This is a genomic window from Clavibacter rahimiani (assembly GCF_052654495.1).
Genome location: NZ_CP199790.1, coordinates 233,512 through 248,430, shown reverse-complemented (window position 1 = coordinate 248,430; position 14,919 = coordinate 233,512). Strand labels below are relative to the sequence as shown.

Here is a 14,919-nt window from a genome sequence, read left to right as displayed (position 1 = left end):
CCTAGGCCTTCTTGGCCGCGTCGCCGACGGTCTGGACGAGCTTCTCCGGGCTGCCGTCGCCCGCCATGAGCTCGACCACGCCGACGTTCATCGCGTTGCCGACGTTCAGGCCGTAGACCGTGTCGAGCCACTGGGAGACGTACGGGGCGTCGTTGTACGCCGCGAGGATCTCCTTCAGGTACGGCTCGGTGACCGCCTCCTGCGACGTCGTGTTCACGGGCGGGGCGTTGAAGGCCGCGTAGTACTCCTTCTGCACATCAGCCGTGGCGATGTAGTTGAGGAAGTCGACGCACTCCTTCGGCGCCTGCGCGGAGCAGGAGTAGCCGTCGATGCCGCCCATGATGGAGCCGGGCTCGCCCTTGCCGCCCTCGATCTCGGGGAAGGGGAACCAGGAGAGGTCCGCCAGCGGCTTCTGGTCGGGGGTCAGGCCCGCGATCACGCCGGGGTTCCAGGCGCCCATGAGCTCCATGCCGGCCTGCTTGTTGGCGATGAGGCCGGCCGAGCTGCCGGCGCCCTGCTGCGCCGCGGTGGTGAGGAAGCCGTCGTTGAACGGCTCGGTGCCGACGAGGTCCGTGAGGTCCTCGCCCGCCTTGATCCAGCAGTCGTCGCTGAAGTCCTTGTCCTTGGCGGCCTTCTCGAGCGTGTCGGAGCTGCACTCGCGGAGCGCGAAGTTGAAGTACCAGTGCGCGGCGGGCCAGGCGTCCTTGCCGCCGAGCGCGATGGGCGCGACGCCCGTGGCCTTGAGCTTGTCGACGGCCGTGTTCAGCTCGTCCATCGTCGTCGGGTTCTCCGTGATGCCGGCCGCCGTGAAGAGGTCCTGGCTGTAGAAGATGCCGCTGGGGAGCACGGCGACGGGCATGGCGTAGGCCTTGCCGTCGATCGTGTTGGCCTCGAACGAGCCCGCGGAGATCTCCTCCTTGGCGGTGGCGGAGATGCCGTCCGTGATGTCCATGATCTGACCCGCGGCGACCGAGGCGGCGAGCTTGCCGCCACCGCGCTGCAGGAAGACGTCGGGGGCGTCGCCGGAGTTGAGCGCCGTCTGGAGCTTGCCGTCGAGGTCCTCGTTCTGGATCGACGTCGGCGTGACCGTGACGCCGGCGTTCGCGGCGTTGAAGTCCGCCGTGGTCTTCTCCCAGAACTCCTTGCCCGGGCCGGTGGTGGAGTTGTGCCACAGCGTCATCTCGACGGGGCCGCCGTCGTCGCTGCTGCCCGAGCCGCCGCTGCAGCCGGTGAGGGCGAGAGCCCCCACGAGCAGGGCCGCGGATCCCGTGAGGATCTTCCGTGCCTTCATGTCGTCCTACCTGTCTCTTCTTTGAGCGCACCCTGGTGGGTGTCGGGGGTGTCGTGCCCGGGCCGCGTGCCTGGTGCTGTGGTGGGGCCCGGACCGGTCCCTCTGTCGCGTCGTCGCGTCGTCGCTCCGTCGTGACGGGGGGCCGGTCGGGCCAGTCTCAGTCGTGCTCCGATCTTCGTCAAACGTTTTCGAAATCCTTTTCCCCAGGCGTAGGGTCCTGTCCATGTCCCGCCGCCCCACCATCCACGACGTCGCCGCTGCCGCCGGCGTCTCGGTGTCGACCGTGTCCAAGGCGGTGAACGGGCGCTACGGCATCTCGGCCGACACCTCGAAGCGCGTGATGGAGGTCGTCGAGCGCCTCGGCTACGAGTCGAGCCTCGTCGCGAGCAGCATGCGCTCCCACCGCACGGGCGTGATCGGCGTGCTCGTGGCGGACTTCGAGCCGTTCAGCGCCGAGATCCTCAAGGGCGTGGGCGCGGCCCTCCGCAAGTCGCGCTACGACCTGCTGGCGTACAGCGGATCCCGCCAGGTCGACGGCACGGGGTGGGAGCGCCGGTCGCTGAGCCGCCTGAGCGGGACCCTCATCGACGGCGCGATCATGGTCACGCCCACCGTCGTGACGGCCTCGACCGAGATCCCCGTCGTCTCCATCGACCCGCACACCGGGCCCGCCGACCTGCCGAGCGTCGAGTCGGACAGCCTCGGCGGCGCGCTCCAGGCGACCCGGCACCTCCTCGAGCTCGGCCACCGGCGGATCGGGTTCCTCGCGGGCCGCCCCGACCTCCGCTCGGCGAGCCTCCGTGAGGCCGGCTACCGGCGGGCGCTGCAGGAGGCGGGGATCGCGTTCGACCCGGCGCTCGTGCGCTCCGGCTTCTTCCTCACGGCCCTCGCCCGGGAGCCGGCGCGCGCGATGCTCTCCATGACGGACCGGCCGACGGCGATCTTCGCCGCGAACGACCTCTCGGGCATCGCGATCCTGCAGGTGGCGGCCGAGCTCGGCATCCGCGTGCCCGAGGACCTCTCCGTGATCGGCTTCGACGACATCCCCGAGGCCTCGCAGATGACGCCACCGCTCACCACCATCCGCCAGCCGATGCAGCGCCTCGGCACGACCGCGGTGGACCTGCTGATGTCGCTCATGGGCGGCACCGAGCCCGACGCCATGCGCGTGCAGCTGCCGACGCGCCTCGTGCGCCGCGCGACGACCGGACCTCCGCCGCCGCGCTCGCGCTGACGGCTGCGGCGCGGACCTGCCGACCCGCTCCTGACAGGCTGGGTCCATGGACCACGACGACTGGGACGACCGGGTCGCCGCCTTCTGGGCGAGCGCCGACGACGAGCGCGCGGAGGAGACGATCGCGGGGATGCGGGCGCTGGTCGCCGAGCGGCCCGACGGGGATCCGCGCGGCCTGTTCGAGCTGGCCTGCGCGCACGACTACGTGGGCCGCGAGGCGGAGGCCGTGCCGCTGTACCGGGCCGCGCTCGACGGCGGGCTGGATCCGGAGCACCGGCCGTCCGCGGTGATCCAGCTGGCCAGCTCGCTGCGGAACGTCGGCGAGCCCGCGGAGGCGGTCGCCCTGCTCGAGGCCCTGCCCGACGACGCCGACGCGGCCGGACGCGACGCCTTCCTCGCGCTCGCGCTGCACGACGCCGGTCGGCCGACGGAGGCGCTGGCCGTCGCCCTCCGCCGGCTCGCGCCGACGCTGCCCGGGTACGGCCGGGCCGTCGCGGCGTACGCGGAGGAGCTGGCGGATCGCGCGCGGAAGGACCCGGCGGCGGTCTAGGAACCGGGGGTCGCGCGGGCCGGGTCGACCGCCGAGGGCGCGGATCCGGCCGGCTCGTCCGTCGCCGGCTCGGCGTCGGGCGCCGCGTCCGGGTCCGCCGCGTCGGCCTCCGCCTTCTTCGCGCGGGCCAGCCGGATCGCGGCGCGGCCCGACGGGAGCGAGACGGCCACGGAGATCACGATCACGGTGATGATGCCGGCCGCCACCAGCAGCGCCTGCACGCTGAACACGTCGGCGAGCGGGCCGAACGCGACCGCGCCGATGGGGGTCGCGAGCGCCATGACGATGCCGACGTAGCTGAACACCCGCCCGTGCATCTCGGGCTGCACCGTCTCCTGCACGAGCGTCATGAACGGCGCGGAGAACAGCGGCACGAACAGGCCGATCGCGAACATGAAGCCGTAGAACACCCAGAGGTTCGGGCTGAGGCCGAGGCCCGCGGTGAAGATCGCGAAGCCGAAGCAGCTGACGATGATGAGCGTCATGCGGTCGGCCTTCGCGAGGAGCGTCGCCACCAGCGCGCCGCCGCCGAGCATCCCGACGCTGAAGGCGATCTCGAGCACCGTCACCATCCAGACCTCGGTGCCGTAGGTGCGGGCGACCAGCAGCGGCGTGATGAACGACGGCGCCACGGTGAGCAGGAAGATGATCGCGAAGACCACGAGCAGCCAGCGCACGACCGGGTTCCCGGCGATGTAGCGCATGCCCTCGACGAGGTCCTCACGGTAGCTCGTCGTCTTGTCCGCGATGGACGCCAGCGTCGGCACGGCGACCGACAGCAGGAACGCGATGCCGATGGCGGCCGTGATGGCGTCGATGAAGAACAGGGGCACGAGGCCGTAGGCGGCGAAGATCGCGCCCGCGGCGGCCGGCGCGAGCAGGGCCATGGCCGACTGGATGGTGCCGAAGATGCCGTTGATCCGCAGCAGCTGCTCGGGCGGCACGATCTGCGGGATCATCGCCTGCACCGCGGGCGTCTGGAACCCCGCGCCGACGGAGCGCACGGCGACCGCGAGCAGGATGATCCAGAGGTCGGTGACCCCGTTCATCATCAGCAGCGCGAGGGCGAGGGTGACGATCGCGATGGTGCTGTCGGAGATGATCACGAGCACGCGCCGGTTCATGCGGTCGGCGAGCGTGCCGCCGAAGATCGAGACGATGCCCTGCGGCAGGAACGCGGCCACGGCATAGAGCGCGATGGCGAAGCCCGAGCGGGTCTCGAACGTCACGTACCACATGACCGCGTACTGGACGAGCATCGAGCCGAACAGCGAGACGGTCTGGCCGCTGAGGAAGAGGGTCGCGTTGCGCTTCCAGCGCGCGGCGATGACGGCCGCGTCGGCCTCGCTCACGGCGGGCGTCTCGGGCACGTCGGCCGGGGCTGCCGGGTCGCTCATCGGATCCTCGCCTGCTCGCGTTTCCTCGGGTGTGGAGGCCACCAGGCTAGGGCGCGGCGCGCGCGGCGCGCCAGGGGGCGGCGCGCGGACTTCGCCGCGCCACGACGGCGGGCGCCTGCCCTTCGCGGACACGCGCGGGAGCGACGACGGCTGCCCGCCTAGACGCTCGCGAGCGTGTCCGGGTCGAGCATCACCCCGTGCCGGAGGAACGCCGGCAACGCCCGCTCCGGCTCGACGGGGATGTCGTACAGACCGCTCCCGAACGTCCACGTGGGGCTGACCCGGAACTCCTCGGCGGCGACCCACGGAGGGACCGGCAGGCCGTCCTCGAGGAGGCGGTGCTCGACGAGAGCGGCGATGGCGGCGTCCCAGCAACGCTCCCCCGTCGTCTCCGGCCGGGCGGCGCCGATGACGGCGCGGGCTTCGCCGTGTCGTGCTGCGAGATCGTCGGCGAGCTGGATGAAGTGGCGCACGGCGTATTCGCGCCTCCCCTGCGCCAGGCACGTCGAGATGCACGCCGCGGCCTCGGCAGCAGCGGATCTGGGGACGGAGGGGCTCATCGGCACCGCAGCCTAGAGGTCCCGGCTCGCCAGCACCACGTCGGAGTCGGAGGGGGTGATCTGGACCTCGCGGATGCGGTCGATCGGGATGCTCGAGGTGGCCGCGAGCTGGGTCGCCTCCGCCTCGCCCGCGCCCCACGAGGCGACGACCGTGCGGGTGCCGTCCTGGGCGATCGCGACGAGGTCGTAGGCGCCGAGCCCACCGCCACCGCCCGCGTACGCGCAGCTCCAGTCGAAGCGCGTGCCCCAGGGCTTCGCCGTGACGGCGAGCTGGGCGGTGACGGTGTCGTCGAACTCGGAGCGCATGCTCACGGCATCGGCGGGGAGGCTCGTGTCCGCGTCCGGGGTCTCGGGAGCGGTGGCGGTGGGGGCCGGATCCGCGACCGGCGCGCTCACGCCCGCCCGGAGAGCGGATCCGAGGCCGGCGCCGCCCACGAGGAGCACGATCGCGGCGGCCGCGAGGAGCCAGGCCCCCGTGCGGCGGGACAGCGGGAGCGAGAAGGGCGCGGATCGCGACCGGCGACGACGGCGCGGCACGCGGTGTCCGGACCCGGACCGGGCGCCCGCGGCGGCGGCGGGATCCGTGGACGCCGGGCCGACGGCTGGCGTCGTGCCGGCCGCCTCCGACTCGTCCATGAGCGCGAGCGCGTCCTCGACGGGCAGCAGCCGCAGCACGCCGGGCAGGCCGGAGAGCTCGGCGAGGGAGCGCATGCACGCGTCGCAGCCCTCGAGGTGGGCCTCGAAGAGCGCGCGGTCGGTGGCGCTCAGGCTGCCGAGCACGTACGCGGCATCCCACTCGTGGATGTCGTCGGCGCGATCGTTCATCGGGTGACTCCTCGTTCCTGCAGGGCGAGCCGGAGCGCCTTGAGCGCGTAGTGGAGGCGGGACTTGATGGTGCCGGGCGGGACGCCCTCGCGTTCGGCGGTCTCCGCGACGGTCCGGCCGAGGTGGTAGCAGCTGACCACCGCGCGGCGGTGCTCGGCCGAGAGCGACGCGAGCGCCTCGGCGACGAGCAGGCGGTCGATGATGGCGTCGGACGCGTCGGCGACCGGATCCTCGGGCAGCGTGTCCGTCGGCGTCTCGCGGCCGCGCCAGGCGCTCCGCCGGTCGTCGATCACGAGGTTCCGCACGACCGTGAACAGCCAGCGGCGGGCGGACTCGTCGTCCTCCGCGAGGATCGCCGGCGAGCGCCAGGCCCGCAGCAGCGCCTCCTGCACGACGTCCTCGGCGAGCGCCGGATCCCCCGTCAGCCGCAGCGCGTAGCGCTGGAGCGCGGGTGCGTGCGCATCGTGCAGCGCCCGCATGCGGGCCGTGCTCTCCGTGGTCATCCGTGCCTCCTCCTCCCACGACGAGACGGACGGCCGGAAGGTTCACCGTGGTGGGGGAATGGTCCCAGACGGATCCGCGAGCCCGCCCGGCACCCCCCGTTGGGGGAATGCTTTTCGAACATCGCCCGCTGCCCTTGTTTCCTGCGCGCCGGTGTGCATGATTGACCTCGACACGCCGTTGCCCGACGGCCGGTCATCTCCCCGCGCCCGCCCCGATCGAGCCGTGCTCCCACGTTCCCGCGTGTCTGCTCCCGGTGCGGGATCGCGCCTCACCCGAAGGCCAGCACCCGATGCACCGCTCCTCTCCCGAGCCCTCCCCTGCCCTCCTGAATCCCGGTCCCGACGCCTCCGTCGCGCCCACCCCGTCGCGCGCGCGCCTGCGCCTCGCGGCGGTCCTCGTGACCGGCGCCGTCATCGCCGGCACCGTCCTGCCCGCCGACCCCGCGCTCGCGGCCGACACGAGCGCCCCCTCCACCCCCGGCAGCCTCTCCGCGGACTACGCGGGCGGCGTCGGCACGGTCGTCCGCTGGGGCAAGGTCTCCGCGTCCGACCTCGCCGGGTACCGCGTGTACCGCAGCGCCACCAAGACCGTCACGGCCACAGCCGCCGCGCGCGTCGCGACCACCACGTCGCTCACCGCCACGGACGCCGCCATCGCCGCGGGATCCACCGGGTACTACGCCGTCACCGCGTACGACAGGACGGGCAACGAGTCGAAGCCGTCGAGCGTGAAGCAGATCACCGCGAAGGACACGAAGGCGCCCGGCTCCCCCTCGAGCGTGAAGGCCACGGCGTCCGCCTCGGGCATCGCCCTCGACTGGGCCGACTCGGCCGAGATCGACCTCCGGGGCTACGTCGTCGCGCGGTCCACCTCGTCGAGCGGCACCTACACGACCCTCACCGCCTCGCCCCTCGCGACCTCCGCGTTCACCGACGCGCAGGCGCCCGGCGGCATCACCTCCTACTACCGGATCACCGCGGTCGACCTGACGGGGAACTCCTCCTCCGCCACCACCGCCTCGGCCAAGCGCCCCGCGGGCGCGCCGACGGCACCCGCCGCCCCCGGCTCGCTCACGGCCAAGGCCTCCACCACCGGCGCCGTCGCGCTGACCTGGACCGCCTCGACCGGCGCCACCAGCTACGTGGTCGCGCGCGGCACGAGCGCGGCCGGGCCGTTCACCCGCGTGAACGGATCCGCCCTCACCGCCACGACCTACACGGACGTGCCGCCCGCCGGCGCGACCGCGTACTACCAGGTGACCGCGGTCAACGCGGTCGGATCCTCGGCCGCCGCCACCGCGTCCGTCGCCATCCCCGCCGACACGACCGCACCGCGGACCCCGTCGAGCCCGAAGGCCGTCGTGGTCGCGAACGCCGGCGGCATGACCATCTCCTGGTCGGCCAACACCGAGCCCGACCTCGCCGGCTACATCGTGTTCAAGCGCGGGTCGGACGACGTCTACCGCCAGCACCTCCCCGCCGCCGGGACCGCCGCGCTCACCACCACGCGCTTCACGGACGCCGCCGCGACCGAGGGCAGCACGAACTACTACCGCATCCGCGCGGTCGACAACGCGGGCAACATCTCCGCGTACGTCGCCGTCACGGGCAACAACCCGAACGTCGCTCCGGCCGCGCCGACGAGCCTCACGGTGAAGCCGAGCACGCAGGCCGGGCTCGACCTCGCCTGGGCCGCGCCGAAGGACACCGACGTCGCGGGCTACAGCGTCTCCCGCAGCACCACGAGCTCGGGCACCTACACGCTGCTGACCACCATCACGACCGCCGCCGCCGGATCCCCGCCCCGCTTCACCGACACGAGCGCGCCCCAGGGCGTGCCCGTCTTCTACCGGGTGACCGCGCGCGACCTCGTGGGCAACGTCTCCTCCGCCTCGAGCACCGTCACCGGCACCTCCACCACCGCGCCCGTCGCGATCCCCGTCGAGTACACCGTGCTCACGGTCGGCGCCGACAAGCAGTTCCCGACCATCGCCACGGCCGTCGCCTCCATCCCGAAGACCGCGCTCGCGAACCACCGCATCGACATCGACCCGGGCACGTACCGCGAGTCGTTCCCGATCGACCGCTCCCACGTGATGCTGCACGGCCTCGGCAGCGACCCGTCGCGGGTCGTGATCTCCGCGGCCCAGGCCTCCGGGTCGGTCGACCCGGACGAGCCCGACGCGACCCTCGGCACGGCCGGCAGCGCGGTCATCCGCGTCACCGGCACGGACGTCACGCTCGACAACCTCACCGTCGAGAACGCCTTCGACGAGAAGGCCCACCCCGAGATCACGAGCGCGCAGGCCGTGGCGCTCCGCGTCGAGGGCGACCGGTTCATCGCCCGCGCCGTCCGCCTCCTCGGCAACCAGGACACCCTGCTCGCCGACACCCCGAAGCCCACGACGCGCATCCGCCAGTACTACGTGGACAGCTACGTCGAGGGCGACGTCGACTACCTGTTCGGCGCCGCCACCGCGGTGTTCGACCGGGTGACCTTCCGCTCGCTCGACCGCGGCAAGAGCACCAACGGCTACCTCACCGCGGCCAGCACGGACACGGGCAGCAAGTACGGCTTCCTCATCACCGGCAGCAAGGTCGTGAGCGATGCGGCCGACGGCACCGTCAACCTGGGGCGCCCGTGGCACCCCAGCGCGGATCCCGCCGCCCTCGGCTCGGTCGTGATCAAGGACACCTGGCTCCCCTCCGCCATCGACACCGCGGCGCCGTGGGACGACATGTCCTCGACGAACAGCTCCGGCGTGAAGGTCCCCTTCGCCTGGCAGGACGCGCGCTTCTCCGAGTTCCAGAACATCGGCCCCGGCGCGACCGTGAACGCGAACCGCCCGCAGATGGCCGCGAAGGACGCCGCGAACGCGACGCCCGAGAAGTACCTCGCGGGCAGGGACGGCTGGAACCCGGTCGTCGCCGCCTCCGCCGCCGTGCCGGCCGTGCCCACGGGCGTGGTCGCCGCCGCCGACTCGAGCGTCGTGCACCTCACCTGGTCGGACGACACCTCGGCGAACGTGACCGGCTGGACCGTCTACCGCGCGGACGCCTCGGGCGCCTTCGTGAAGGTCGGCTCCACCGACGCGCCCGCGTACAGCGACACGACCGTCGTGAACGGCGCGGAGTACCGCTACGCGATCACGGCCGACTCCCGCCGCGGCGTCTCCTCCGCGCCGAGCGACGCCGTCGCCGTGACCGTGCAGGCCGCGCCCGTCGTGGTCGACATCACGGTGGACCCGCGGCTCCCGGCCGACGGCACGACCGTCTTCGCGACGCTCGCCGCCGCCCTCGCCGCCGCCCCCGCGGGCACGGCGACCGACCCGACGGTGATCCAGCTCGCCGCCGGCCGCTACGCCGAGTACGTCACCATCGCCAAGCCCCACACCAAGCTGATCGGCGCCACCGGCACCGCGCAGGACGTCGTGATCACGGGCAACCGCGCCGCGGGCACGCCCACCGGCACGACCACGGACGGGGTCGCCGACACGTACGGCACCTCGGGCAGCGCGACCCTGGTGATCACCGGGAACGACGTGGCGCTCCGCGACCTCACGGTCGAGAACGCCTACGTCGAGGGCACCTACGCCAACGGCCAGGCCGTCGCCCTCCGCACCACGGGCGACCGCCTCGTCTACGACGGCGTGCGCCTCCTCGGCAACCAGGACACGCTCTACGCCAACAGCCCGAACGCCACCACCCCGGCGCGCTCGTACTTCCACGACAGCTGGATCGAGGGCGACGTCGACTTCGTCTTCGGCCGCGGCACCGTCGTGATCGACCGCAGCACGCTCAACGCGCTCGACCACGGCACCAACCCGAACGGCGCGGTCACCGCGGCGAGCACCGACCGCAGCAACGCGCGCGGCTTCCTCATCACGGGCAGCCGGATCATCGGCACCGCGCCCGACGGCTCGCAGAACCTCGGCCGCCCCTGGCAGCCGGGCAAGAAGCAGGCCGACGGCACCTCCATCGCCGACCCGGACGCCAACGCCCAGGTCGTCGTGCGTGACACCTGGCTCGGCCCGGTCGTCAGCAAGACCGCCTGGACCGACATGGTCAACAGCGGCGTGACGACGAAGTGGCAGTCCGCGCGCTTCGCCGAGTACGCGAACAGCGGCCCGGGCGCGAGCACGGGCGCCGACCGCGCGCAGCTGACGGACGCGCAGGCGGCCGACAGCACCTCGTACGCCTACCTCGCGGGATCCGACGGCTGGAACCCCGTCGCCCCGCTCGCCGAGGACGCCGCCCCCGCGCCCGTCACCGGCCTCACGGCCACCGCGGCCGAGAAGCAGGTCGGCCTCTCCTGGGCCACCGGCGCGGAGAGCGACGTCGTGGGGTACCGCGTGTACCGCGCGACCGGATCCGACGCCCTCGTCGCCGACGCCGCGCACCTCGTGGCCGAGGTGGCGAAGCCCGTCTACCTCGACCGCGGCCTCGTGAACGGCACCGCCCACCGCTACCTCGTGGTCGCGGTGGACCGGGCCGGCCAGGCCTCCGCGCCGTCCGACGTCGTGACCGGCACGCCCGCGGTGAAGCCGCTCGTCGCCGACATCACGGTGGCGGCCGACGGATCCGGCGACGTGACCACCGTCCAGGCCGCCCTCCAGGCGATCCCGGCCGGCACGTCCGCCGCACCGAAGGTGATCCTCGTGGAGCCGGGGACGTACCGCGAGGTCGTGTCGTCGAACAAGGCGAACATCGTGATCGCCGGCACCACCGGCGACCCGCGCGACGTCGTCATCACGTACGACAACGCCAACGGCACCGCCAAGGGCGCCACCACCTGCCCGGCCGTCGTCGCTGCCACCTGCGGCACCGCCGGCAGCGCGACCGCGACCCTGTCCGGGTCCGGCATCGAGGTGCGCGACCTCACGATCGAGAACTCCTTCTCGAGCCCGGCGCACCCCGAGATCGGCCCGAACAACACGCAGGCCGTGGCGCTCCGCGCGGTCGGCGACCGCCAGACGTACCGCCACGTGCGCCTCCTCGGCGCGCAGGACACGCTGAACGCGGACGCGACCGGCAACATCACCGCCGACGGCACGGGCTACCCGCGCCAGTACTACGTGGACAGCTACATCGCGGGCAACGTCGACTTCGTCTTCGGACGGGCCGCCGCGGTCTTCGACCGGGTCACGATCCACGCCACCACCCGCAACGGCGGCACCGTCTTCGCCCCGAGCACCGCGTCCAAGAGCCGCGGCTACCTCGTGGTCGACAGCCGGATCACCGCGGACAACGACGCGCCCACCATGGCGCTCGGGCGTCCGTGGCGCGGCTGGGGCGACGGCACGCAGGCCGACATCTCGCGCGGCCAGACCGTAATCCGGGACAGCTGGCTGGACGGCGGCATCGCCGTCGCGCAGCCGTGGACCGACTTCGCGCCCAACGTGTGGACCGACGGCCGACTCGCCGAGCACCGGAATACCGGTCCCGCCGCGACGGTGAACGACAAGCGCCCGCAGCTGAGCGCGGCCGAGGCCGCGGCGCACACCCCGGCCGCCTACCTCAGCGGCACGGACGGCTGGGACCCGACCGGCGCAGCGGCCACGGACGCGGCACCCGTCGCGCCCTCCGGCCTCGTCGCCGGAGCGAGCGCCGCCCAGGTCGCGCTCGACTGGGCGGAGAGCACCGAGTCCGACGTGCGCGCCTACCGCGTCTACCGCGACGGACAGCTCGTCGCCACGACGGCCACCTCCTCCGCCACGATCACGGGCCTCGCCAACGGCACCGCGTACGCCTTCGCGGTGCGCGCGGTGGACGCGGCCGGCCAGGAGTCGGCGGCCTCCGCCACCGTCTCGGCGACGCCGGCCCTGAAGGTCGACGCCACCGTGCACGCGGACGGCAGCGGTGACTACCCGACGCTGCAGAAGGCCGTGGACGCGGCCACCGGCACCGGCGAGTGGGTCGTGAGCGTGGATCCCGGCACCTACACGGGCGCCACCACGGTCGCGAAGTCGAACGTCACGATCGTCGGCTCGGGTGCGACCCCGGCCGACACCGTGCTGACCAACCAGGCCGCGACCGGGACGCTGATCGTCAGCGGCTCGAGCGTGACCGTGCGGAACGTCTCCATCGTCAACACCACGGCGACGGGCAACGCGCCCGCCGTCGCGATGACGGGCGACAAGGTCCTCCTCGCGGGGACCGCCATCGCGAGCTCCGCCGGCCGCGCGGTCTTCGCCGACACGTCGACCTACACGGTCGCCGCGCGGCAGATGATCACCGGCTCCACCATCACCGGCGGCAACGACGTGCTCCTCGGGCGCGGATCCCTCGTGGTCCACGACTCGACGATCTCCGTCCGCACCAACGGCACCGTCCTCACCCCGAGCACGGCCGAGAACGCCAAGGGCTTCCTGCTCATCGGCAGCCGGGTCGACACCACGGGCGCGACGAACGTGCAGCTGGGGCGCCCCTACCGCGCCTGGGCCGACACGTTCACCCCGCGCTCGGTCGGCCAGGCCGTCGTGCGCGACACGGTGCTCGGATCCGGCGTCAAGGCGAGCCAGCCCTGGGGCACGGGTCCGGCGAACGAGCCGTGGACCCTCGGCCGCTTCGCCGAGTACGGGAACACCGGCCAGGGCGCGACGCAGAGCGCGGACCGCCCGCAGCTCTCCCCCGCGGAGTCCCTCGGCGCGACCGTGTCGCAGTGGCTCGGAGCGCCCACGTGGTACCCGGCCGTCGCGGATCCCGCGGCCCCGGCCGACGTGATCGCCCCCGTCGTGCCCGCCGACCTGGTCGCCACGGCCGGCGACGCCTCGGCGTCGCTCGCCTGGACCGCGTCGACGGCCGACGACATCGCCGGCTACCGCGTCTACCGCTCGACCACGAGCCCGGTCGCGATCACGGCGGCGAACCTCGTCGGCACGCTCGGCCTCGAGCCGTCCTTCGCCGACCGGGGACTCGTCAACCGCACGACGTACCGGTACGCGGTCGTCGCGGTGGACGCGGCGGGCAACGCCTCCGCGCCCGCCACGGCCGACGCGCGCCCCGTCGACACGGCGCCGCCCGCGGCACCCGTCGGCGTGGTCGCGACCGGCGCCGACGGCAAGGTCCTCCTCTCCTGGACCGCGAACGCCGACGCCGACATCGCCGGCTACGACGTGTACCGCGACGGCGAGAAGCTGACGGGCACCCCGCTCACGGCTCCCGCCTTCACGGACACCGGCCTCGTCAACGACACCGCGTACGCCTACACGGTGACCGCGATCGACGACACCGGCCTCGTGTCGGCGGCGTCCGCGGTCGCCACCGGCACCCCGCGCGCCGGCGACGCCGTGGCCCCGGCCGCGCCCGCCAAGGTCACGACCGAGCTCGGCCGCGGATCCGTCACCGTGCGCTGGACCGCGTCGCCCGACGAGGACGTCACCCGCTACGACGTGCTCCGCTCCACGGGCGACGGCGCGGCCAGCGTCGTCGGCACCGTCGGCCCGGGCGAGACCCGCTGGACCGACACGGCCGCGGCCATCGGCACGGCGTACGGGTACTCCGTCGTCGCGACCGACGGCTCGGCCAACTCCTCCGCCGCCTCCGCGGTGGCGAAGGCGACGCCGATCAAGGTCGACATCGTGGTGGCGGCCGACGGCTCGGGCGACGCCACGAGCCTGCAGCAGGTGCTCGGATCCACGGATCCCGCCACCGGCTCGCTGCCGAACAACGCCGACTACACGGTGCAGGGCTACCGGACGATCCTCGTCAAGCCCGGCACCTACGCGGGCGGCGTCGTCTCCGGCAACCGCTACGGCGTGAACGTCGTCGGCGCCACGGGCGACCCGGCCGACGTCGTGCTCACCGCCCCCGGCGGCACCGTCGCGACGCTCACCATCTCGGCCCCGCAGTGGACCCTCCGCGACGTGACCGTGCAGAGCGTCGCGACCGCGGCGGGCCAGCAGGCGACGGCCGTCCAGGTGAAGTCCGGCGACAAGCAGGTGCTCGACCACGTGCGCCTGCTCGGCGACAAGCAGACCCTGCTCGTCTCGACCGCCAACGTCAGCACGTACAGCCGGGTCTACGTGACCGGCTCGTACCTCGAGGGCGGTGCCGACCTGATCCTCGGCCGCGCCGTCACCGTGATCGACCGCAGCACGATCCACGTGCTCGACCGGCCGGGCGCCTCGCTCACCGACTCGGCGATCGCGGCCGGCTCGCCGTTCGGGTTCCTCGTGACGGACAGCCGCATCGTGACGGACGGCGCCGCCGGATCCATCGCGCTCGGCCGCCCGTACTCCACGACCGGCAAGGCGCAGGTCGTCGTGCGCGACACCGAGCTCGGCGACGGGATCAGCACGGCCCGGCCGTGGAAGGACTGGGACGGCGTGACGCTCTGGACCGCGGGCCGGTTCGCCGAGCACCGCAACACGGGCCCGGGTGCCGCGATCGTGGATCCGGCCACCCGCCCGCAGCTCTCGGACGCCGACGCGGAGGGCTTCACCGCCCGGAAGTACCTCGCCGGCACGGACGGCTGGAACCCCACCGGCCGCTGATCCGCGGAGCACCGCACGCACGACCGGGACCGCCCGCCGACGCACGTCGGCGGGCGGTCCCGCG

At 73.4% G+C, this 14,919-nt stretch carries 8 protein-coding genes; 3 read left to right on the top strand and 5 right to left on the bottom strand.

The features are described from left to right. Window position 1: 1 nt before the first annotated feature. Window positions 2–1,291, bottom strand: a complete 1,290-nt coding sequence (locus ACT7CP_RS01175) for an extracellular solute-binding protein (protein WP_445443033.1) — start codon at window positions 1,289–1,291, stop codon at window positions 2–4. Between the two features lie 223 nt (window positions 1,292–1,514). On the opposite strand from ACT7CP_RS01175, the gene ACT7CP_RS01170 reads away from it, so the two are divergent. Both ACT7CP_RS01170 and ACT7CP_RS01165 read left to right on the top strand, forming a co-directional pair. Continuing rightward, window positions 1,515–2,525 carry a LacI family DNA-binding transcriptional regulator gene (locus ACT7CP_RS01170; RefSeq protein WP_413962060.1) on the top strand — a complete coding sequence of 337 codons (1,011 nt, stop codon included), beginning with the start codon at window positions 1,515–1,517 and terminating at the stop codon, window positions 2,523–2,525. Between the two features lie 46 nt (window positions 2,526–2,571). Then, window positions 2,572–3,075, top strand: a complete 504-nt coding sequence (locus tag ACT7CP_RS01165; protein ID WP_445443032.1) for a tetratricopeptide repeat protein — start codon at window positions 2,572–2,574, stop codon at window positions 3,073–3,075. On the opposite strand, the gene ACT7CP_RS01160 is transcribed toward ACT7CP_RS01165, so the two are convergent. The 4 genes from ACT7CP_RS01160 to ACT7CP_RS01145 all read right to left on the bottom strand — a co-directional run bounded on the left by ACT7CP_RS01160 (window position 3,072) and on the right by ACT7CP_RS01145 (window position 6,360). Continuing rightward, window positions 3,072–4,472: an MFS transporter gene (locus tag ACT7CP_RS01160; RefSeq protein ID WP_445443031.1), complete on the bottom strand. Its 1,401-nt coding sequence runs from the start codon at window positions 4,470–4,472 to the stop codon at window positions 3,072–3,074. The genes ACT7CP_RS01165 and ACT7CP_RS01160 overlap by 4 nt on opposite strands. Window positions 4,473–4,630: 158 nt before the next feature. Continuing rightward, window positions 4,631–5,032, bottom strand: a complete 402-nt coding sequence (locus tag ACT7CP_RS01155; protein ID WP_445443030.1) for a hypothetical protein — start codon at window positions 5,030–5,032, stop codon at window positions 4,631–4,633. A 12-nt stretch (window positions 5,033–5,044) separates the two neighbouring features. After that, window positions 5,045–5,857, bottom strand: a complete 813-nt coding sequence (locus ACT7CP_RS01150) for an anti-sigma factor family protein (protein WP_445443029.1) — start codon at window positions 5,855–5,857, stop codon at window positions 5,045–5,047. Next, window positions 5,854–6,360 (bottom strand): sigma-70 family RNA polymerase sigma factor, encoded by a 507-nt coding sequence (locus tag ACT7CP_RS01145; protein WP_413962055.1) that lies wholly within the window; start codon window positions 6,358–6,360, stop codon window positions 5,854–5,856. The genes ACT7CP_RS01150 and ACT7CP_RS01145 overlap by 4 nt, the downstream gene beginning before the upstream one ends. A 290-nt stretch (window positions 6,361–6,650) precedes the next feature. Here ACT7CP_RS01145 and ACT7CP_RS01140 point away from each other — a divergent pair, with 290 nt between their 5' ends. Beyond that, entirely contained in the window at window positions 6,651–14,855 is an 8,205-nt protein-coding gene (locus ACT7CP_RS01140; protein WP_445443028.1) for a pectinesterase family protein, read from the top strand. The last annotated feature ends 64 nt before the right edge of the window (window positions 14,856–14,919 follow it).